The sequence below is a fragment of the Klebsiella sp. JN_Kp122 genome, assembly GCF_040062085.1.
Lineage (GTDB): Bacteria > Pseudomonadota > Gammaproteobacteria > Enterobacterales > Enterobacteriaceae > Klebsiella > Klebsiella aerogenes.
Window position 1 is genome coordinate 415,786 of sequence record NZ_JBEAHW010000001.1, and the last position, 19,719, is coordinate 435,504.

The window sequence follows — 19,719 nt, forward strand, 5'->3', positions numbered from 1 at the left end:
CGACTGCTGCCTGCCCGGTAGCCCGGACGAGGCGCCTGCGCCGACTCCGGGTCATATTTATCGGACCTGGCTCCAGCCTTTATGCCGGATGGCGGCTACGCCTTATCCGGCCTACAACGGCGAAACTGCGCTTTCTTCGCCGTCGTCATCAGCGTTACTTCCCGGCTTCCGGATGGGTATCGAACGCCGCCATCACTGCTGCCAGCGCGGCTTCGCTGAAGCCGTGCTTCGGGTCATCTACACCAAGTCCGAAGCGGGTTTGCAGCGTTTCATAAAGCGCCGACACGTCCGCAAGATCCACCTTCTCCACTACATGGTTATTTTCCCAGTGGGTAAAATGGAAATTGGTGAGCGTCATTTTTCCGCCGTCCGGCAGATGACGACACATCAGCAGATGATGGCGGAAATGGGACTGCGGCCAGTGCGCCGACCAGAAGTTACCCATCACATAATCAGAGGCATATTGTCGCCCCAGATCGAAATGGTACATCGACTGCCAGTGTTCATGATGATTAAACTGCAGCGTCCACTCATCGCCTTCATGCACCAGGCGGTAAACACCATGCGGCGTATGCTGCGGAATATCGGCCAGCAGCTTAATCGGCGCGGTCAGGGTTTGCCCCCCAAAGCCGACATCAGCAATCCAGCGTTCGCCTTCGACCTCCACCAGCAGCAAGCGATGGGTGCGCGGCGGCATCTGCGGCGGATTCGCCAGCACCACGCGGCCCAACAGGCTGCGAACCGAGAAACCGATCTCGCTTAGCGCCCGCTGCAACAGCCCGTTCTGTTCAAAGCAGTAGCCGCCGCGGCGGGCGGTGATTAACTTCTCTTCCAGCGCCCGATCGTCAAGGTGGATTTCACGCGGTAGCAGAACGTCCAGGTTTTCAAACGGGATCGCGCTATTATGATGGCTATGCAACTCTCGCAGGGTGTCAATGGAAACATCGGGGGTTCCCGTCCAGGCCAGACGAGTAAAATACGCGCTTAAAAATGGGGTCATCAACGCCTCCAGCTTTTGGTGTCCGACATTTATAGCCTATTTTTTCCCCGCGACGGTGTATTTTGTGCGATCGCGCCAGCTGATATCTGATTTACATAGCCGTTGATGTATTGATTACCTTTGTATTGTGAATAAACTACTTACAGGCATCCGCCCACTCACCAAGGAACGCTTATGAGCCGTTTTCGCCACGTGGAACTTCAGTACGCCAGCCGCCTGCTCAACCACGGCCCGACCATTATGATCACCAGTTATGATGCGCAGTCAGGACGGCGTAACGTGATGTCCGCCGCCTGGTCGATGCCGGTTGAGTTTGCCCCGCCGCGAGTGGCTATTGTGGTGGATAAAAGCACCTGGACGCGGGAGATCATTGAGCGTAACGGCGCCTTTGGCATTGTGGTGCCGGGCGTGGCCGCCGCCAGTTGGGTCTATGCAGTCGGCAGCGTGAGCGGGCGTGATGAAGATAAGTTCAATGCTTACGGAATCCCGGTGGTGAATGGGCCCGAACTGGGGCTACCGTTAATTGAAGAGAAATGCCTGGCGTGGATGGAATGCCGTCTGCTACCCGCCACCGCGGCACAAGAGCAATACGATACGCTGTTTGGCGAAGTAGTTGCCGCCGCGGCCGATGAACGAGCCTTCGTCAGCGGGCGCTGGCAGTTTGATGATGACAAACTCAATACTATTCACCATCTCGGTACCGGCAATTTTGTCGCCAGCGGCCGTCACGTGCAGGCGAATACGCCACATAATTAACAGAATGACGGCAACTTTGCCGTCATTCCCTTTCACCATCTTTTAGAGTAAGTGATAAGACGGCGGGCTTATCATGAAGCGATGAAAGTGACTTCCACCTTTAAGGTTGAAGTTAGCTTTAATTTTATCTAAATGCGCATAAATGGTTTTTACCCGCAGTCCCAACGCTCTGGCAATGGCGTTCACCGGAGTGCCTTTGGCGACATGATCAATAATCATCATTTCTCTTTCGCTGAGCGGAGCCCCATCTTTTGCCTTCATTACACTAAAATCCGGTTGACCATCATGATGATATAATTGCCGATGCTTGATCGTTAACAATAATTTTTGAACATTGTCTATGGTTTCACGACTGCTTATCCATAATATATTTTGGCGAAATAAAAGCCGCCGTGAGTGAACGTTTCTGGAGGTGCTCACACCCAGAATCATGCCCTGATAAAATTGAGATAGCTCATAAATATGCTTGTAATCTTGATAGCCATGTAACGGCAATATAATGAGATCCGCTTGCTGTATAGAATGATTACAAAAATCCAAATCAGCGTAATCGATCTCATTATCGTCAGAAGCTATCTGTTGCAGACAGTGTTCCACGCCCAGTCGGAACCAAATATCCTTACTATTAATTATCACCTTCAATTTTATAACCTTAACATGAAAACGACAGGCATACCTTGAATACGGCAGACCCTATGGCTATTAATTTAGCTCGGACAGCTCACAAAGCTGAACGGTCGCATCATTATTCTGGCAGAATGGTTTATGAGTTCTTACCGAATAAACACTCGTAACGTAATGACTATTGATATAATAACCCTGAGTCTTAACGCGTAATATAATCTCTTGTTCGATGCCGATATCCTTCAGGATCCGACGTAAATTTTGCATCACTTGCCATAAACGTTGTGATGAGGGCCTTAAATCATTTTTCTCCCAGACATGTACCATCAACTCTTCATCACTAACCATTCTTTCAAGACCATGTTCAAATAAATACTCAATTAAACAGGCCATCGTTTTTCGTAGACGGATGTTTTTTCTATTACCACTTACAGTAGCTATTTCCCGGTACTTCAAGAAGTAAAAAAAATCATCCTCTAATTGGTAACCAAGTAACGCACTACCTATTATCATTCATCTCTCCATGATAAAAATCATCATTTCAAAGGCAGGTTACATGGCAAATCAGCAATCGCCTAAACAATTTTGATATGCATAATAATCAAAACATAAAACTACATTTAAATACATATAAAGCGCAATGCACTATATAGTGCAGTATTATCAGTTATTTATGTTGATTAGGATTATTCTTAAATGGCCAATTACTTTACAAAAGGTAAATTAATGAAAGGTATGGAAATCAAAAAAAAGCCACTTTTATTGATCTGGATCAATAAAGTGGCATATCTTTCGCTCAAGTAAAATTGACCTCGGCCGATGGTAGTCTATTTAGCATGACGAAAATGCGCTAACGGCGGCCGGTCTTTTACATTCGGTATCCCGGTTTCTTAATCAAAGAATCCATCTGCGGCGCGATTTCATTATCCCATACCTGCTGCCAGTCGCTCTGCTGCACCTGATTGAGCGCAACGCTAACTGAACTGTCTTTTGTACTAAGATGGCGGATCAGAACTTCAGTGATTTCCGCAGCCAGCGCATTTTTTTGCTCTTCGCTCAGTTCACGGGGAAAACATTTAATATCGACATGTGGCATAGCAGGCTCCTTATTCTTGGGAATTTAAAACTATCACAGGTTTCCTGATGCAAGTCACAATTAGTGCTTTAAAGAAGATTGTTGTCATGCAGTACCTGCTGCAGCTCCGTACGGCGATAAACCGCCTGCGCCACGGCGGCAAACTTTGGCGTATGCGCCGCGAACCACTCTCGGCGCGGCCCCCAACTGTACATCGCGGCAATATAGCAATCCAACAGCGTGATATCCCCGCCCAAGGCGTAAGGCGCGGCAGCCAGCTGTTGTTCCAGCCATAGATACAGTGATTTGCGGTATTGCTGACAGCTCTCACGCAGTTCGTCAGGCGCTGAGGCTGTCCAACGTTCGGGATAGTCGGCATAGGTGAAGGTAGGATAAACGTTAGCCACCAGCCAGATCAGCAAACGTTGAAACTGCCGGCGCTGTGGCGTACCGGCTGGCGGCGCCAGATCCGGGCGCTCGTCGAGGATCATCAGCGCTATCGCCGCCGACTCCGTCATTACGCTGCCATCAGCCAGCAGCAAAGTGGGCACCTGACACAGCGGGTTGATCGCCAACAGTTTCTCTCGCTGCGCGCCTGGCTGGTCAAAGCCATCGACATTGATAAAGTGATAAGGGATATTGGCCAACGTTAGCATCATCTCGCTTATCGCCGAGCCCCACCCCGGCACGCCATACAATTTCATCATCGTCAGCTCCCGCGTAGAAAACTTTTAGCGTAGCACTAATTCCGCGCGGCGCTGAATTCGCGCCAGGCGACGATGGCCACCAGTACCACCGGAATAAGTACCGAGTAAAAGCCCGCCAGGATGTAGCCCAGCGCTCCGAGCCCTGCGCCCAGCAGAAAACCGAGCACCGAAGCCCCCGATTTTTTGATTTTCTCTCTATTCTCGCGGTTAGGCGCCTGGCACCAGTTCACCACATCGATGGTTAACTGCGTGACGTTGCCGGTCATCATCGTACTCGGGCTGGTGGTGGGTAATAATAAACGGGTGGTTGCATTCCTCACCCCCATCGCCATTACGCCTGCCATGCCGGTGATTAACGCGGTCGCGCTATCCGCGCCGACAAAGGGCTGCCACAGCAGCCCCAACAGGCCGAAAAGCAGTAACAGCAGGATCTCGACGACGAACAAGCCGCCAAGGAAGCGTGGCGTGATAATTTTTCGACGTTTGATAACCAGCGTAACGAGCGCCACTGCCAGCATAAAAACAGGAATGGCGAGCAGTTTGGATAAAATACCTTCGCTGTTGGTGGCCAGTGCTGCACCGGCCACCACCAGGTTTCCCGTGACGTGGGCGGTAAACAGGCCAAACAAGGTGATGAAGCTGATGGTGTCGATAGCGCCGCCGGAAGCGGCGAGCAACGCGGGTTCACGATGGTGCAGCCAGCGTTGCTCCAGTAAGAGTTGGTTTTCAGCCACAGTGATTAATCCATTAAAAAGACACACGATGTAGCCATGAGTATAGCAATCCCTGCTATGAATAATCATTGCATCAATAGGTTATCCCCGGCGGATTGACCTCCGATTGCCTGACTTCCTCCCCCTGTTCCCCCCAGCGCGCGAGCACCTGCTGATACTCGCCGCGAGCGATCGCGCCGTTTAGCGCCGCCTGCAGCGCATATACCAGCCCATTGCCTTTTTTAGTAGTCGTCGCCACCCAGGCTTTTTTGGGTCCCAGCCCGACGACTTTAGTTTTCCCGTTTAATGCAGCCTTATAAGAGGCCACCGACTGCGGGCCAAAAAAGATATCCGCCCTTCCCGACTGAATATACAAATTGCCGGAGGCATCGTCAGTAAGATAAACCGGTAACGCCGGCTGACGGCCGGCGGCTTCGTTTTCCGCATTCCACCCCAGCAGGATCCGCTCCTGGTTGGTGCCAGAACCGACAATGACTTTACGCCCCGAGAGATCCTGCGCATTTGAAATCCGCGTGATCTCACTGGTTGATTTCACCGAAAAGGCCAGCGAGTCAACGCGGTAGGTGGCGAAATCGAACTTCTCTTTGCGCTTCTCGGTCACCGCAATGTTAATCAACGCTACATCATAACGCCCTGACGCGATCCCCAAAGGCCAGTCCTCCCAGGCCGTAGGCACCAGCTTCAGTTTCAGCCCAAGGCTACCCGCCAGTAAACGGGCAATGTCCGGGTCGCTGCCGATGCGCGTACGGTTGTCGCTGGCCAGCAGCGCCAGCGGCGGCGAATTTAACGCCGAAATCGCCACCGTCAGCACGCCGGGCTCCACAAAACGATAGTTAGGCGGGATTTTGCTAATCGCGTTATCATCTCGCGTCACCGGCAATGGCCGTTCATTGGCGCGCAAATCAAGTTCGGCGCGCGCCTCGCCGATGCTCAGGAGCAGCATGAGAGCGGCAGCTAATTTCCTCATGCCAGCACCCGCGATAAAAATTGCCGGGTGCGCTGGTGTTGCGGATTATTTAACACTTCATCGCTGCTGCCCTGTTCAACGATTTTGCCATCGACCATAAACACCACCTGGTCGGCAACCTCACGGGCAAAGCCGATTTCATGCGTTACCACCACAAGCGTCGTCCCGGAGCGGGCAAGTTTTTTGATCACATCAAGCACTTCGCCAACCAGTTCCGGATCCAGCGCCGAGGTAGGTTCATCAAACAAGATCACGCGCGGATTGAGCGCCAGCGCGCGGGCGATGGCGATGCGCTGCTGCTGACCGCCGGAAAGATGCCGTGACCAGGCATCGGCTTTGTTGCGCAAACCGACAATGTCCAACAATTCATACGCACGAGCAATCGCCTCTTTGCGACTGGCCTGTTTATGGGCAATCGGCGCTTCAATCAGATTCTCCAGCACCGTCAGATGCGGGAACAAATTGAAGTTCTGAAATACATAGCCCACGTTAACCCGCTGGCGGAGGATCTCTTTTTCTTTCAGCTCATACAGCTTGTCGCCTTGACGGCGATAACCGATATAGTCGCCATCAATCTGGATAAACCCTTCATCGACCCGTTCAAGATGGTTAATGGTGCGCAGCAGCGTCGATTTTCCCGAACCAGACGGCCCCAGGATCACCGTCACCGTTCCCGGCGCAATCTCCAGGGAGACATCATCCAGCGCTTTATGACGACCAAAGTATTTACTGACCCCGGTTATCGAAATATGACCATTACGAGAGTTGAGCATGGACGGCCTCCTGCGGCTGACGAGCCGGTTGGTTAACGCGATTATTACGCACGCTGTTCACCGCTGAGCGCCGTTCGCTGCGCGCCAGCGCGCGTTCGACCAGGTACTGAATTGCAGAAAGCACGCTGGTAATCACCAGGTACCACGCGGCGCCCACCATCAGTAACGGGATCACTTCCTGGGTGCGGTTATAGATCATCTGAATGGTGTAGAACAATTCCGGCATCGCCAGCACGTAAACCATCGCCGTCCCTTTTGCCAGGCTAATGATTTCATTGAACCCCGCAGGCAGAATGGTGCGCAGCGCTTGCGGCAAAATGATCCGCAGCGTACGTCGCCAGGCGGGGAGTCCCAGCGCGGCGGCGGCCTCATATTGCCCGTGATCCACGCCCAAAAAGCCTCCGCGGATAATTTCGGCAGTATAGGCGCTCTGCACCAGCGTCAGGCCAACTACTGCCGTGGAGAACTGCCCCAGTACATTGATAGTCTGGTAGCTCGCCCAGGTTATGCCGGTGAAGGGGATCCCCACTGATAAGCTGTCGTAGAGATATGAAAAGTTGTACAGAATGATCAACACCACGATTAGCGGCAGAGAACGAAACAGCCAGATATACCCCCATGCCAGGCTGCTGAGCAGCCACGACGACGACAAGCGGGCCAGCGCTAACAGGCCGCCGAAGATGACGCTTAAAAAGGTACCAAGTAGTGTAAGCAGCAGCGTTTGCCCCAACCCCTCAAGGATCACCGGGTCGAAGAACCAGTGTGCGAACACCCCCCACTCCCAGCGCGGATTGAACGCGACCGACTGCACAACGACCGCCAGCACCAGCAGGGCCAATACCGCCCCGGCGACGCGCAGCGGATAGCGAGCCGGAACCACTTTAATCGTTTCAGATGATTGCATGACGCCTCCTTAAGCGCTGTGGCTGAGGGCGCTAACCGCCAGCGCTTTAGTGAACCGCAACCGCCCATCATAGGGCGGGCGGCTGTACTCTTCCGGGTCGCGAGTGAGGTCAAACTGTGCTTCGTACCCCTGGCTTAAATAGAGCTTTACCGCTTCCGGCTGGCGAAAACCGGTGGTGAGATAAATATGGCTATAACCTGCCAGCACCGCCCGACGCTCCAGTTCTTGTACAACCCTGGCGGCCAGCCCCTGTTGACGCAGCCGACGATGCGTCCAGATCCGCTTAATTTCCGCGGTGTGCGGATCTTTCGGCTTGTAAGCACCGGTGGCGATGATTTCGCCGTCACGCTCCAGCACAATAAACAGCCCCTGCGGCGGCAGATACCATTCGGTTAACTCCACTTCCGCATCACGAGAAAAATAGTCGCCGTAACGGGCGGCGTACTCGGCAAACAGGCCGCTAATAATCGGCTGTAGCTCCGGCGCGTCCGGAGAAATATCACGGAATGCTTCGCTCATAGCGCCTCCTGTTAATCGCCCAGCCCGGCAGGGTTAATTTCCGATTGTGGAATGCTCTCCACGCCTTCGCCCCAGCGATTGAGCACTTTGGCATAATCGCCGCTGGCGATAGCGCCATTCAGCGCCGCCTGGACGGCATTGACCAGCCCGCTGCCTTTTTTCAACGTCACCGCGATATGCGCCGCCTTCGGCCAGCCGCCGTCCACGCTGCCCACCAGCTTAGTTTTGCCGGTTAGCGCCGCTTTCCAGGCGCCAATGACGTTAGGGCCAAAGTAAGCATCGGCGCGGCCAGTTTGCAGAGCCAGCGTCTGCGCGGCGTCATCCTTGGTGTAGACCGGTATAAACGGTTTAAGCCCGCGCTTAACGTTTTCCGCATTCCATGCCAGTAAGATTGCCTCCTGATTGGTGCCGGAGCCGACGATAATCTTCAGCCCGGCAATATCTTCCGCTTTGTCGATCTTGTTCAGTGGGCTGGTGCTTTTAACGTAAAAACCCAGCGAATCTTTACGATAAGTGGCGAAATCGAACTTCTCTTTGCGCTCTTTGGTAACGGTAATATTGCTGATCGCGGCATCATATTTGCCGGAGGCGACGCCAAGCGGCCAGTCTTCCCACGAGGTCGGAACAACGTTGACTTCGAGGCCGAGGCTGTCAGCCACCAGACGCGCAATATCCGCCTCGCTACCGAGCAACGTTTTGTTATCATCAGAAAACACCGTCAGCGGCGGCGAGTTTAGCGCCGCAACCGCGACGGTGAATTTCCCCGGCACCGCCAGGTGCAGATCTTTCGGCAACAGCGCAATTGCCTGCGGATTTTTTGCCGTATGAATCGGGGTTTTATTGGCTTCCAGGCTAACTCCGGTGCCATTGATATTGACGTCCTGCGCCCACGACGGGGCGCTAATTGCCAACGCGAAGGCCAGCAATAGTGTTGATTTCTGCATAGCGCGGTTCTCTTTTATTATTTTTCGAATTGGTTAATGGGCAGATCCAGCCCCAGGCTTTCCCGCAGCGTGGTGCCTGGATAGTCGCGGCGGAACAATCCGCGCGCCTGCAGCAATGGCACCACTTCATCAACGAAACGCGGGAAGGTTTCCGGCGTGCCGCCCTGAATAATGAAGCCATCGGCGGCGCGTTGTTCGAACCACAGCTGTAAGCCGTCGGCGACGTCGCTGGCCGTGCCGGAGAAGCGCGGGCGTGGGCTGGCGGCCTCCAGCGCCACCTGGCGCAGGGTTAATCCCCGTTCACGGGCATTGCGTTTAATCTCATCGGTGGTGCTGCGGAAGCTGTTTTGCCCAAGGTCGCCAATATCCGGGAAGGGTTCATCCAGCGGATATTGCGCAAAATCATGATGCTCGAAGTAACGACCCAGGTAATTCAACGCGTCGTCGATCGAGACCAGCGCCGCCGTGGTCTGGTATTGACGCTCCGCATCCTCCGCGTCGTCACCGACGATTACGCTGACGCCCTGGAAAATATGCAGTTGATCCGCACTGCGCTGATAGGCAGCCAGTTGGCTTTTGACATCCTGATAAAACGCCTGCGCCTCGGCTAACGATTCCTGGTGGGTAAAAATGGCATCGGCGTGGCGAGCAGCTAATTTTTTGCCGTCATCGGAGGTGCCGGCCTGGAAAATAATGGGCCGTCCCTGCGGCGTGCGGGCAATATTCAAAGGACCAGAGACTTTAAAGAAATCGCCATGATGATTAAGCGTATGCAGTTTATTTTTATCAAAAAACTGACCGCTCTCTTTATTACGCACAAAAGCGCCGTCCTCCCAGGAATCCCATAATCCTTTAACCACCTGAAGATATTCGTCGGCGATGCGATAGCGCAGCGCATGATCGGGATGCTGGGCGCGGGAGAAGTTTTTCGCCGAGCCTTCCAGCGGCGACGTCACCACGTTCCAGCCGGCGCGCCCGTGGCTTAAATGGTCAAGGCTGGCGAACTGTCGCGCGGTCGTGAACGGTTCGCTATAGGAGGTGGAGAGCGTGCCGACCAGCCCCAGACGATCGGTCACCGCCGCCAGCGTTGATAATACCGTTAACGGCTCAAAACGATTTAAAAAGTGCGGGATGGATTTTTCGTTAATATATAACCCGTCGGCGACAAAAATAAAATCGAGTTTCCCCTGCTCGGCTTTTTGCGCCGTTTCTTTCACAAATTCAAAATTAATACTGGCATCCGCCAGCGCCGCCGGATGACGCCAGGCGGACATATTTCCTGAGGCGCCATGTAAAATCGTCCCCAGACGTAATTGCCGTTTTTCAGACATAGTGACCCCTTACCCTGTCAAAAATTAAATATGGTGTAATGCCTGTTCCGCCAGATCCGCGAAATAGCGCGCGGCTGGGGCAATGACGTTTTCATCCGGATTAAAGGCCGGATGATGCAGGCCGAATTCACTGGCGCTCCCTATGCTGACGAAAGCACCCGGAATATGCTGCAGATAGACGGCAAAGTCTTCGCCGCCCAGATGCAAATCGGCGTGATGCGTGCGGTAGCCGAAGCGGTCGGCCGCCGCGCTGGCGAACGCCGCCCATTGTTCATCGTTGACCAGCGCCGTTGGCCCGGCGTACCAGAAGACATCGATTTGCGCGCCGAAGGCGCTGGCGAAGCCGGCGGCGATTTCGCTGACTCTCGCCTTAACCCGCTGCTGCACCTCGCTACTGTGGGTGCGCAGCGTTCCCTCGAGCTCTACGCTTTCCGGCAAGACGTTCCAGGTATTTCCCCCCTGGATCCGCGTCACGCTGAGCACCACCGAATCCAGGGTATTCACTTCGCGGCTGGCGACGCTTTGTAGCAGCGTCACCAGTTGGCTCGCTAGCAGGATGGCATCTTTGCCTTCATGCGGCCGGGCGGCATGCGCCCCCTTGCCGGTTACTTTGAATACGAAGCGATCGACGTTGGCATAAAACGGGCCGCCGCGGGTGGCAAACTCGCCAACGGGTAAATTGGGCTCATTGTGCATGCCGAAGATTGCCGATACGCCGTCAAGCGCCCCGGCTCGGATCAACGTTTTTGCGCCGCCGAAACTCTCTTCCGCTGGCTGGAACAGGATCCGCACCCGCCCCGGCAGTTGCGCTTCTCGTTCCTTTAACAGCAACGCCGCGCCAAGCATCACGCTGGTATGTATATCGTGACCGCAGGCATGCATGACGCCGGGATTTTGCGAGCGGAACGGCAGTCCGGTGGCCTCTTCTATCGGTAGCGCGTCAATATCGGCGCGCAGGGCGATGATTTTATCGCCGCTGCCCACTTCCGTCACCGCGCCGGTGGTTAACTCGTAAGGCAGTAACGGCAGGCCGCCGCTTTGCAACCAGTCGCGGATACGCGCGGTAGTTGCCACTTCCTGTAATGAGAGTTCCGGGTTCTGATGCAGTTCGCGCCGCCAGCTAATCAGCTGTTGTTCGAAATTCATGGCGTTACCTCCGCGCCAAGATGCGCCTGCGCCAGCAATCCCAACGACGCCAGTCGCGCACGCCCTTCGGCAATAGGGGTATCAATAATAAACTCATCAATGCCCCACTGTGCCTGAAGGGCATCGAGTTGTGCTTTAACCTCTTCTGCGGTACCAAACAACAGCGAGGACTCGCGGCGCTCAATGCGCGTCGGCGGGCTACCGGCCTGACGGGCAAAAGCCGCCGCTTGAGATTCACTGCCCACCGTCACCCGCTGACCGTTTGCCAGCTCGACGCCCCAGACCTCTACCTGCTTCGCCAGATCGGCCGCGCTGGCGGCGTCTTGCGCAACGATAACCTGTACGGCCACGATCACCTCGCGGCGGCTCAATTCGCGCCAGTTCGTCAGCACCTCCTGCAACAAGTTTTTATCGCCATTGAGATGCGCGGCAAAAACAAAGTTCCAGTCCAGACTGGCCGCCAGACGGGCGCTGTCGACGCTGGCGCCGAGCAGGAAACCGTCCGCACGGCGCGGTGGAATGGGGGTCGCGCGCAGGCTCTCCTCGCCCTGGCTTTCGGTCAACGTTAGCCAGTTATCAAGCTGGGTAAGCTGCTCGGCAAAACTGCCCTTTTCGTGCTGATGAATGCCCTGCTGTAATGCGCGAGTGGCAAGCGGCAAACCGCCTGGCGCTTTGCCAACGCCGAGATCGACACGCCCTGGGGCAAGGCTTGCCAGCAGATTAAAATTCTCGGCGACTTTGTAGGGGCTATAGTGCTGCAGCATCACGCCGCCGGAGCCGACGCGGATCTGCCGGGTTTGCCCGAGGATCCAGGCAATCAATAGCTCCGGCGACGGGCTCGCCAGCTGTTCCGCGTTGTGATGCTCGGCAATCCAGAAACGATGATATCCCCAGCGTTCTGCCTGTTGCGCAAGCGTTAACGTACGCGCCAGCGCCTGAGCGGCCGTTTCACCGGGAGCAAGGGGGCTTTTATCCAGGATACTGATTCGATAAGACATTTCGCAGGCTCGTTTTAATTAACATGCCTGCATTATTAGAATCTGCAGCGCGTACTGAGAAACAATTTATTCACATGTACTCTGCCGGAAATTAGATATGCACCCTGCCAGCCATTGCCTGCTGATGGACAATTTCAGCAATAAAGCGCTCTGTTTGTCGCTGATTACGTAAACGGACGAAACGGATATGACCATACTGCGCAGAATGCATATCCGCTAAATATCGCTGACGATTAGAGCGCCACGTTTTCATGGTCCACAAAATTATCGAATCACGATTGCAGAAGGTGCGACGAAAGGTTTCACGATTACCGGTACCCGGCCATAGCTCCTGCTGGTGCCAGGCGCGACTCAGCGCACGGCGAATGGCCTGATATAGTGTGCGAACAAAGCTATAATCTACCCATACCACCAGATCAATATCACGCCATTTGACTGCGCGACTGCGATTATAATTGCCATCAAGAACCCAGCCAGCAGAGGCCGTTGCCTGCGCGATGCTGGCGAAAAACTCTTCATCCGGCGCCCCCTCCCACTCTGGCCGCCAGTAGAGCCTATCCAGTTCGATGTAGGGCAAAGAAAGCGCTGCCGCCAGGCGTTGCGCAAGTGTCGACTTCCCTACGCCGCTAGTGCCTACCACATTGATTTTCATGATGATTTCAAGCCCCTTTTTCTCCCGATAGTCAGCATATACTCTCTTCAGCTGCGTAGATCCTTGTGGCGAAAGCCGTCTACCGCGTTTAGACTCAATTTCCTGCCATGAATTCGCTAAATTAAATACGGTAACAGCATGTTAAAGGATAACTTCAACGATCTCCTGTCGTTTATGGTAGTCGCCCGCGAACGCAGTTTCACCCGCGCCGCTGCCCAACTTGGGGTATCGCAATCTGCGCTGAGCCATGCGATGCGCAACCTCGAAGCCCGGCTTGATGTTCGTCTGCTGACCCGTACCACCCGCAGCGTCGCCCCCACCGAAGCGGGTGAAAAATTGTTCCAGAATTTACGTCCGCATCTCACGGAAATTGAACGCGAGCTCGGCTCCTTGAGGGATAGCCGCGCCCTTCCGGCGGGTAATATTCGCCTTAACGCCGGTGAACACGCCGTCAGCGCGGTGTTGTGGCCGGCATTAAAGCCATTTATGTTGCGTTATCCGGATATCAATATCGAAATTACCGTCGATAACGGCCTGGCCGATATCGTCGATGGCCGTTTTGACGCCGGCGTTCGTCTCGGCGATCAGGTGGCAAAGGATATGATTGCGGTACGCATCGCCCCGGACATGCGCATGGTCGTCGTGGGCTCGCCCGACTATCTACAACGCTACGGCACCCCGCAGACGCCTTATCAACTGGATCAGCACCGCTGTATTAATATGCGGCTACCAACCCGCGGCGGGATTTACGCCTGGGAATTCGCCGATGATGGTAAGGGCTTTCAGGTTTATGTAGAGGGTCAACTGACGCTGAATAGCTTACCGCAACGCATTGATGCCGCTGAATCTGGTCTCGGCCTGGCCTATGTGCCGGATGATTGCGTCGAGGAGGCGCTGGTTGCCGGTCGTTTAGTACGGGTACTCGATGCCTGGACACCCACCTTCCCTGGTTATCATCTGTATTATCCCAGCCGTCGTCAGCATACCGCTGCGTTTGCGCTACTCGTCGACGCGTTGCGTCATTGAACTCATTGATATTTAAGTAAGTGCTGTTGTGAAATGTTTTACGTGCGTCACTATCACGTTACGTGTAGGATGCAGCGCCGTGCATGATTTATCTCTACGACAGAATAGTGAGAAAGCCAGCACGATGTATCGCCGCTGCGCGATACGACAACCACTCATGGACATTGACAGGAAAATGGGTACATCAATGAATAACAAACACACTGACGCGGCGGAACATCATGCCGCGAAACGCCACTGGCTCAACTCGCACGAATCGGGTTACCACAAAGCAATGGGCAACCGTCAGGTACAGATGATCGCCATTGGCGGCGCCATCGGGACCGGTCTGTTTCTCGGCGCCGGGGCGCGTTTACAAATGGCAGGCCCGGCGCTGGCGCTGGTTTATCTGGTTTGCGGTATCTTCTCCTTCTTCATCCTTCGCGCCCTCGGCGAACTAGTTCTCCATCGCCCCTCCAGCGGTAGTTTCGTCTCTTACGCTCGCGAATTTCTCGGTGAAAAAGCCGCCTACGTTGCCGGCTGGATGTATTTCGTCAACTGGGCAATGACCGGTATCGTCGATATCACCGCCGTCGCCTTGTATATGCACTATTGGGGCGCTTTCGGCGATGTTCCGCAGTGGGTCTTCGCCCTTGGCGCGCTGGCGATCGTCGGCACCATGAATATGATCGGCGTGAAATGGTTCGCTGAGATGGAGTTCTGGTTCGCGTTGGTGAAAGTACTGGCTATCGTCGCGTTCCTGGTTGTCGGCACGATTTTCCTCGGTACCGGCAAACCGCTGGATGGCAATGCCACCGGCTTCCATCTGATTACCGACAACGGCGGTTTCTTCCCGCACGGTCTGTTGCCGGCTCTGGTACTGGTTCAGGGCGTCGTCTTCGCCTTCGCTTCCATCGAGTTGGTGGGTACCGCGGCAGGCGAATGTAAAGACCCGGAAACCATGGTACCGAAAGCGATTAACAGCGTGATCTGGCGTATCGGTTTGTTCTACGTCGGTTCCGTGGTGCTGTTGGTGCTGCTGCTGCCGTGGAATGCCTATCAGGCAGGGCAAAGCCCGTTTGTCACCTTTTTCTCGAAGCTCGGCGTACCGTACATCGGCAGCGTGATGAACATCGTGGTGTTAACTGCCGCCCTCTCCAGCCTGAACTCAGGCCTGTACTGCACCGGGCGCATTCTGCGTTCGATGTCGATGGGAGGTTCAGCGCCGAAGTTTATGTCAAAGATGAGCCGTCATCACGTCCCTTACGCCGGGATCCTCGCGACGCTGGCGGTCTACGTGGTGGGGGTCTTCCTCAACTATCTGGTACCGTCGCAGGTATTTGAGATCGTACTTAACGTCGCATCATTGGGGATTATCGCCTCATGGGGCTTTATCGTGATCTGCCAGATGCGTCTGCGTAAGGCTATCAAGGAAGGAAAAGCGGCGGATGTCAGCTTTAAAATGCCGGGCGCGCCATTTACTTCATGGCTAACGCTGTTGTTCTTGCTGAGCGTTCTGGTGTTGATGGCTTTTGACTACCCGAACGGCACCTATACCATCGGTTCCATTCCGCTGCTGGCGGTGCTGCTGATCGCTGGCTGGTTCGGCGTACGTAAACGCGTGGCTGATGTTCACAGCACGGCACCGGGCGTTGAAAAACGCTAAGCGCCTCTCCATAACGGTTTGCCCCTCAGCGGGCAAACCGTCACCGCAAAATTAATTATCTTCCACCAGCTGAGCAACGTCGCTGCTGTTGATTTCGCGTTTGTTGCCAGACTCATCGATATAGCTGGTCATGCCGGTTTCTTTATCCAACTGCGGTTTACCGTGGGTCACGATAGTTTGCCCGCTTTTTGTCGTCATGACGTAATTAGAGCTGCAGCCAGCCAGAAGCGCCAGCATTGCCGCCGCACAGATCACCATATATGGCTTTTTCATAATTTCTCCAGAATGATTACCACTCTCCCGCCGCGCGCGGGAAAAAGTAAGTGTATAACCTTTATAGTAATCAGGCTAATAGCGGTTTGTAACAGAGGATGAGACCCGAAGTTAGGAGGGGGCTCCCCCTCCTTGAAAGATTACAGGGCAATGCGGATAACGTCGTCCGGCGCGGTGGCCTCTTTCTGACGAGTTGACTCCTGCTTCACGCTAACAAACAGCGTTTTTCCATCGGCGGACAGCGCCAGGCTATTCGGGAAAGTCGGCGTTTTAAAGGTTTTAACGACCTTATAGGTCTTAGCATCAATCACGCTGACTTCACCCGCTTTGCGATGGGTGACGTAGACTTCGTTGCGTGCTGGGTTAAACAGTACCGCCAGGGATTCCGGCGCGGCGATTTTTTGCAGCACTTTGCCATCACGAATATCCACCACCAGCACTTCCGGCTGCTTGCTGTCGGTAATGAAAGCACGGTGACCGGCTGTATCCAGGCTCAGGTTCAGGTAGAAATGCTCCTTACCATCATCCTGCAGCTTCTTGCGCGAGAGGATCTTATTGCTATCGGTATCGATAGTCAGTAGTTCGCCATCGGCATTGGTGGTGTAAAGACGTTTAGCGTCAGCATCGATTGCCAGCCCGGTGGCCATCGCGCCGGTATTGGCAATGGTATCTTTCAGCGTCAGCTTGTCGCCATCCACCACCCAAATGACGCTCTCTTTACCCAGACCGGAGATATATACGGTATTGGTTTTCTCATTCACTACCAGCTCACGCGGCTGCAGCGGGCGCACGGTATCACTACGTTTACGGTCATCGAGCACCAGTCGCCCTTTCACCGCGCTGGTTTTGGCATCTATTGCGGTCACGCTGCTATCAACGGTGTTGCCAAACCACAACGTCTGGGTGGTGTTATTGATGGTGGCGCCGAACGGTTTCAGGTCGTTATGAATAACCTGGGTGATGTCGAGCGTAGTCGGATCCAGACGATAGACGATACCGCCTTTATCCAGCGAGCGGCTTTGCGAGGTGGCAACCCACAGCGCATTTTCCTGCTGGCTATACGCCATTTCGTACGCGCCTTTACCGACCGCTTTACGCAAGAGCTCCTCGGCGGCGTGGGCGCTGAAGCTGCCTGCCAACAGTAACGACGTTAATAACAGAGAACGACGCAGACGCGGCGCGGATAACTGACGTAATGACATAACGATTCCCTTTATAGAACAATTAATTACTGGTTAGAGATGGCTTCCACAGCGTGAAGGTTAACTTCACTCCTTTTGTAAATGAGAATAGTAATCATTATTTATCGTAATGTGGAGCGTTAATTGTTGTTTTTGGTTAAAAGAATCACCTTCACTTGCTATTACTTAACGACCGGTTAGTTAATTCTTTTCAAAGAATTTACAAACGGTGTAACATATATACATATGTTCCATTTGGTACGTTTCTCTTTGCGAGTCGCTTTGATGAAGATTATTGCCATGCGCACGGTCGCGCTCCCCGCTTTATTACTCCCTCTCGTCGCCAACGTGCACGCCAGCACGAACGACGAACAAACCATGGTCGTTACGGCGACGCCTACCGCGATTTCCGAACTGGATACCCCTGCCGCCGTCAGCGTAGTGAACGGCGATGATATGCGTCAGGCCGCCCCGCGAATTAACCTCTCGGAATCGCTCGGCGCGGTACCCGGTTTGCAGGTACAAAACCGGCAAAACTATGCTCAGGATTTGCAGTTGTCGATTCGTGGTTTTGGTTCCCGCTCCACCTACGGCGTCCGCGGCCTGCGGCTATACGTTGACGGTATCCCGGCCACCATGCCCGATGGCCAGGGCCAGACGTCGAATATCGATATCGGCAGTATCGATAGCCTCGAGGTGTTACGCGGACCTTTTTCCGCGCTCTATGGCAACTCTTCCGGCGGCGTCATTAACGTCAATACCCAAACTGGCAGCCAGCCGCCGACCATCGAGGCCAGCAGCTACTACGGCAGCTTCGGCACCTGGCATTACGGACTGAAGGCCACCGGCGCCGTCGGCGACGGCACCCAGGCAGGTGATGTCGATTACACGGTGTCGACCAACCGTTTTACTACCCACGGTTCACGCGACCATAGCGGGGCGCGTAAAAATCTCGCCAACGCCAAATTAGGTGTGCGTATAAACGACGTCAGTAAATTAACGCTGCTGTTCAATAGCGTAGATATCAAAGCAAACGACCCGGGCGGATTGACATATGATGAATGGCGTAATAATCCTCAGCAGTCGCCGCGCGGCGATCAATACAACACGCGAAAAACGGTGAAACAAACCCAGGCCGGTTTACGCTATGAGCGCCAGCTTAGCCAGCAGGATGATCTGAGCGTGATGATGTATGCCGGCGAGCGCGAAACTACCCAGTATCAGTCAATCCCGATGGCGCCGCAGCTGAGGCCCTCACACTCCGGGGGCGTCATCGACTTAACTCGCCATTATCAGGGGATCGACACCCGCTGGACCCACCGCGGTGAATTACTGGTGCCAGTGACCTTTACCACCGGTCTTGATTACGAAAATATGAGCGAACGGCGTAAAGGTTATGAAAACTACGTTCTGGTGAACGGCGCGCCGCAATATGGCGAACAGGGCAACCTACGCCGTAATGAACGTAATCTGATGTGGAACCTGGATCCCTACCTGCAGACTCAGTGGCAGCTAACGGACAAGCTCACATTCGATGCTGGCGTCCGCTACAGCTCCGTTTGGTTTGACTCCAACGATCATTACGTTACCGAAGATAATCCCGACAGTAGTGACAGTACCAGTTACCATAAATGGTTACCGGCGGGTTCTTTGAAATATGCCGTCACTGAAGCGTGGAACGTTTATCTTTCTGCTGGCCGCGGTTTTGAGACTCCAACGATTACTGAACTTTCCTATCGTTCAAAGAATATTGCCGGGCTCAATCTCGGGTTGAAACCAGCGACCAACGACACCGTTGAGATCGGTAGTAAATTGCGTGTCGCAAATGGCCTGCTTACCGCAGCTTTATTCCAGACCGATACCGATAATGAGATTGTTGCTGATGATAGCGCAGGCGGCCGCACCAGCTATAAAAACGCCGGTAAAACCCGTCGTCAGGGAATGGAACTTGGCCTCGACCAGCAGTTTGGCGACAGCTGGAAATTAAAAGCAGCATGGACCTGGCTCGACGCCACCTATCGCACGAACGTTTGCGGCTCCTCAGACTGCAACGGCAATCGTATTCCGGGTATTGCCCGCAATATGGGCTATGCCTCTTTCGGCTACCAACCGGAACAGGGCTGGTACGCGGGTAGCGATATCCGTTATATGGGCGACATTATGGCCAACGACGCCAACACAGCCAAAGCGCCATCGTGGACCGTGGTTGGCCTGACCACCGGCTATAAGTGGAGCTACGGGAAAATGGATATGGATCTGTTCGGCCGCGTCGATAACCTGTTCGATCGCACCTACGTTGGCTCGGTGATTGTCAATGAATCCAATGGTCGTTATTACGAACCGGCGCCGGGCCGTAACTTCGGCATCGGTATGAATCTCGCCTGGCGTTTCGAATGATGACGCCGCCCAATGAGTAATGATAAAAAAAGGGATCCCAATTGGGATCCCTTTTTATTCCGCCGCA

General features: G+C 54.2%; 19 protein-coding genes and 1 pseudogene. 4 read left to right on the top strand and 16 right to left on the bottom strand.

The window, feature by feature from the left end; all coding sequences use genetic code 11:
- Window positions 1-154: 154 nt before the first annotated feature.
- Window positions 155-1,000 carry an N-hydroxyarylamine O-acetyltransferase gene (nhoA, locus tag ABLU78_RS02060; RefSeq protein WP_015366444.1) on the bottom strand — a complete coding sequence of 282 codons (846 nt, stop codon included), beginning with the start codon at window positions 998-1,000 and terminating at the stop codon, window positions 155-157.
- Between the two features lie 174 nt (window positions 1,001-1,174).
- Here nhoA and ABLU78_RS02065 point away from each other — a divergent pair, with 174 nt between their 5' ends.
- Window positions 1,175-1,756 carry a flavin reductase family protein gene (locus ABLU78_RS02065; RefSeq protein ID WP_015366443.1) on the top strand — a complete coding sequence of 194 codons (582 nt, stop codon included), beginning with the start codon at window positions 1,175-1,177 and terminating at the stop codon, window positions 1,754-1,756.
- A 42-nt stretch (window positions 1,757-1,798) separates the two neighbouring features.
- On the opposite strand, the gene ABLU78_RS02070 is transcribed toward ABLU78_RS02065, so the two are convergent.
- The 13 genes and pseudogenes from ABLU78_RS02070 to ABLU78_RS02130 form a co-directional block, all read right to left on the bottom strand.
- On the bottom strand, window positions 1,799-2,392 hold the full coding sequence (locus tag ABLU78_RS02070) for a LuxR C-terminal-related transcriptional regulator (RefSeq protein WP_225624799.1): 594 nt from the start codon (window positions 2,390-2,392) through the stop codon (window positions 1,799-1,801).
- A gap of 66 nt (window positions 2,393-2,458) precedes the next feature.
- Window positions 2,459-2,893: a winged helix-turn-helix domain-containing protein gene (locus tag ABLU78_RS02075; RefSeq protein WP_020078688.1), complete on the bottom strand. Its 435-nt coding sequence runs from the start codon at window positions 2,891-2,893 to the stop codon at window positions 2,459-2,461.
- A 355-nt stretch (window positions 2,894-3,248) separates the two neighbouring features.
- A complete protein-coding gene (gene pptA / locus ABLU78_RS02080) occupies window positions 3,249-3,476 on the bottom strand; it encodes a tautomerase PptA (RefSeq protein ID WP_015366439.1) in 228 nt (75 codons plus the stop codon).
- Between the two features lie 68 nt (window positions 3,477-3,544).
- Window positions 3,545-4,162 carry a glutathione S-transferase gene (locus ABLU78_RS02085; RefSeq protein ID WP_015366438.1) on the bottom strand — a complete coding sequence of 206 codons (618 nt, stop codon included), beginning with the start codon at window positions 4,160-4,162 and terminating at the stop codon, window positions 3,545-3,547.
- Window positions 4,163-4,197: 35 nt separating this feature from the next.
- Window positions 4,198-4,896: a YoaK family protein gene (locus tag ABLU78_RS02090; protein ID WP_015366437.1), complete on the bottom strand. Its 699-nt coding sequence runs from the start codon at window positions 4,894-4,896 to the stop codon at window positions 4,198-4,200.
- Between the two features lie 73 nt (window positions 4,897-4,969).
- Window positions 4,970-5,839 carry a transporter substrate-binding domain-containing protein gene (locus ABLU78_RS02095; RefSeq protein ID WP_015366436.1) on the bottom strand — a complete coding sequence of 290 codons (870 nt, stop codon included), beginning with the start codon at window positions 5,837-5,839 and terminating at the stop codon, window positions 4,970-4,972.
- A gap of 20 nt (window positions 5,840-5,859) precedes the next feature.
- Window positions 5,860-6,636, bottom strand: a complete 777-nt coding sequence (locus ABLU78_RS02100; protein WP_015366435.1) for an amino acid ABC transporter ATP-binding protein — start codon at window positions 6,634-6,636, stop codon at window positions 5,860-5,862.
- The gene (locus tag ABLU78_RS02105) at window positions 6,620-7,540 is read right to left on the bottom strand and encodes an amino acid ABC transporter permease (RefSeq protein ID WP_045366173.1); all 921 of its coding nucleotides are present in this window, start codon (window positions 7,538-7,540) and stop codon (window positions 6,620-6,622) included. The genes ABLU78_RS02100 and ABLU78_RS02105 overlap by 17 nt, the downstream gene beginning before the upstream one ends.
- A 9-nt stretch (window positions 7,541-7,549) precedes the next feature.
- Entirely contained in the window at window positions 7,550-8,059 is a 510-nt protein-coding gene (locus ABLU78_RS02110; RefSeq protein ID WP_020078687.1) for a GNAT family N-acetyltransferase, read from the bottom strand.
- Between the two features lie 11 nt (window positions 8,060-8,070).
- Window positions 8,071-10,334: pseudogene (locus ABLU78_RS02115) on the bottom strand (NtaA/DmoA family FMN-dependent monooxygenase).
- 24 nt (window positions 10,335-10,358) lie between these two features.
- Entirely contained in the window at window positions 10,359-11,480 is a 1,122-nt protein-coding gene (locus ABLU78_RS02120; RefSeq protein WP_045361011.1) for an amidohydrolase, read from the bottom strand.
- On the bottom strand, window positions 11,477-12,478 hold the full coding sequence (locus ABLU78_RS02125) for an MsnO8 family LLM class oxidoreductase (protein WP_032708156.1): 1,002 nt from the start codon (window positions 12,476-12,478) through the stop codon (window positions 11,477-11,479). The genes ABLU78_RS02120 and ABLU78_RS02125 overlap by 4 nt, the downstream gene beginning before the upstream one ends.
- A gap of 91 nt (window positions 12,479-12,569) precedes the next feature.
- Entirely contained in the window at window positions 12,570-13,130 is a 561-nt protein-coding gene (locus ABLU78_RS02130) for an adenylate kinase (RefSeq protein ID WP_015366428.1), read from the bottom strand.
- A gap of 138 nt (window positions 13,131-13,268) precedes the next feature.
- Here ABLU78_RS02130 and ABLU78_RS02135 point away from each other — a divergent pair, with 138 nt between their 5' ends.
- Window positions 13,269-14,156: a LysR family transcriptional regulator gene (locus ABLU78_RS02135; protein WP_048228789.1), complete on the top strand. Its 888-nt coding sequence runs from the start codon at window positions 13,269-13,271 to the stop codon at window positions 14,154-14,156.
- A gap of 187 nt (window positions 14,157-14,343) precedes the next feature.
- Entirely contained in the window at window positions 14,344-15,801 is a 1,458-nt protein-coding gene (gene ansP / locus ABLU78_RS02140; RefSeq protein ID WP_015366426.1) for an L-asparagine permease, read from the top strand.
- A gap of 51 nt (window positions 15,802-15,852) precedes the next feature.
- Here ansP and ABLU78_RS02145 read toward each other — a convergent pair whose 3' ends face one another.
- The gene (locus ABLU78_RS02145) at window positions 15,853-16,074 is read right to left on the bottom strand and encodes a YgdI/YgdR family lipoprotein (protein ID WP_015366425.1); all 222 of its coding nucleotides are present in this window, start codon (window positions 16,072-16,074) and stop codon (window positions 15,853-15,855) included.
- Window positions 16,075-16,214: 140 nt separating this feature from the next.
- The gene (locus ABLU78_RS02150) at window positions 16,215-17,276 is read right to left on the bottom strand and encodes a YncE family protein (RefSeq protein ID WP_032714590.1); all 1,062 of its coding nucleotides are present in this window, start codon (window positions 17,274-17,276) and stop codon (window positions 16,215-16,217) included.
- Between the two features lie 264 nt (window positions 17,277-17,540).
- Here ABLU78_RS02150 and pqqU point away from each other — a divergent pair, with 264 nt between their 5' ends.
- Window positions 17,541-19,652: a TonB-dependent receptor PqqU gene (pqqU, locus tag ABLU78_RS02155; protein ID WP_048228790.1), complete on the top strand. Its 2,112-nt coding sequence runs from the start codon at window positions 17,541-17,543 to the stop codon at window positions 19,650-19,652.
- The last annotated feature ends 67 nt before the right edge of the window (window positions 19,653-19,719 follow it).

Coding starts and splice junctions, on each gene's coding strand:
- ABLU78_RS02110 (WP_020078687.1), bottom strand. CDS start 8,059: ATGAGCGAAGCATTCCGTGATATTTCTCCGGACGCGCCGGAGCTACAG.
- pptA (WP_015366439.1), bottom strand. CDS start 3,476: ATGCCACATGTCGATATTAAATGTTTTCCCCGTGAACTGAGCGAAGAG.
- ABLU78_RS02075 (WP_020078688.1), bottom strand. CDS start 2,893: ATGATAATAGGTAGTGCGTTACTTGGTTACCAATTAGAGGATGATTTT.
- ABLU78_RS02130 (WP_015366428.1), bottom strand. CDS start 13,130: ATGAAAATCAATGTGGTAGGCACTAGCGGCGTAGGGAAGTCGACACTT.
- ABLU78_RS02135 (WP_048228789.1), top strand. CDS start 13,269: ATGTTAAAGGATAACTTCAACGATCTCCTGTCGTTTATGGTAGTCGCC.
- ABLU78_RS02100 (WP_015366435.1), bottom strand. CDS start 6,636: ATGCTCAACTCTCGTAATGGTCATATTTCGATAACCGGGGTCAGTAAA.
- ansP (WP_015366426.1), top strand. CDS start 14,344: ATGAATAACAAACACACTGACGCGGCGGAACATCATGCCGCGAAACGC.
- ABLU78_RS02150 (WP_032714590.1), bottom strand. CDS start 17,276: ATGTCATTACGTCAGTTATCCGCGCCGCGTCTGCGTCGTTCTCTGTTA.
- ABLU78_RS02105 (WP_045366173.1), bottom strand. CDS start 7,540: ATGCAATCATCTGAAACGATTAAAGTGGTTCCGGCTCGCTATCCGCTG.
- ABLU78_RS02065 (WP_015366443.1), top strand. CDS start 1,175: ATGAGCCGTTTTCGCCACGTGGAACTTCAGTACGCCAGCCGCCTGCTC.
- ABLU78_RS02120 (WP_045361011.1), bottom strand. CDS start 11,480: ATGAATTTCGAACAACAGCTGATTAGCTGGCGGCGCGAACTGCATCAG.
- ABLU78_RS02085 (WP_015366438.1), bottom strand. CDS start 4,162: ATGATGAAATTGTATGGCGTGCCGGGGTGGGGCTCGGCGATAAGCGAG.
- nhoA (WP_015366444.1), bottom strand. CDS start 1,000: ATGACCCCATTTTTAAGCGCGTATTTTACTCGTCTGGCCTGGACGGGA.
- ABLU78_RS02095 (WP_015366436.1), bottom strand. CDS start 5,839: ATGCTGCTCCTGAGCATCGGCGAGGCGCGCGCCGAACTTGATTTGCGC.
- pqqU (WP_048228790.1), top strand. CDS start 17,541: ATGAAGATTATTGCCATGCGCACGGTCGCGCTCCCCGCTTTATTACTC.
- ABLU78_RS02125 (WP_032708156.1), bottom strand. CDS start 12,478: ATGTCTTATCGAATCAGTATCCTGGATAAAAGCCCCCTTGCTCCCGGT.
- ABLU78_RS02145 (WP_015366425.1), bottom strand. CDS start 16,074: ATGAAAAAGCCATATATGGTGATCTGTGCGGCGGCAATGCTGGCGCTT.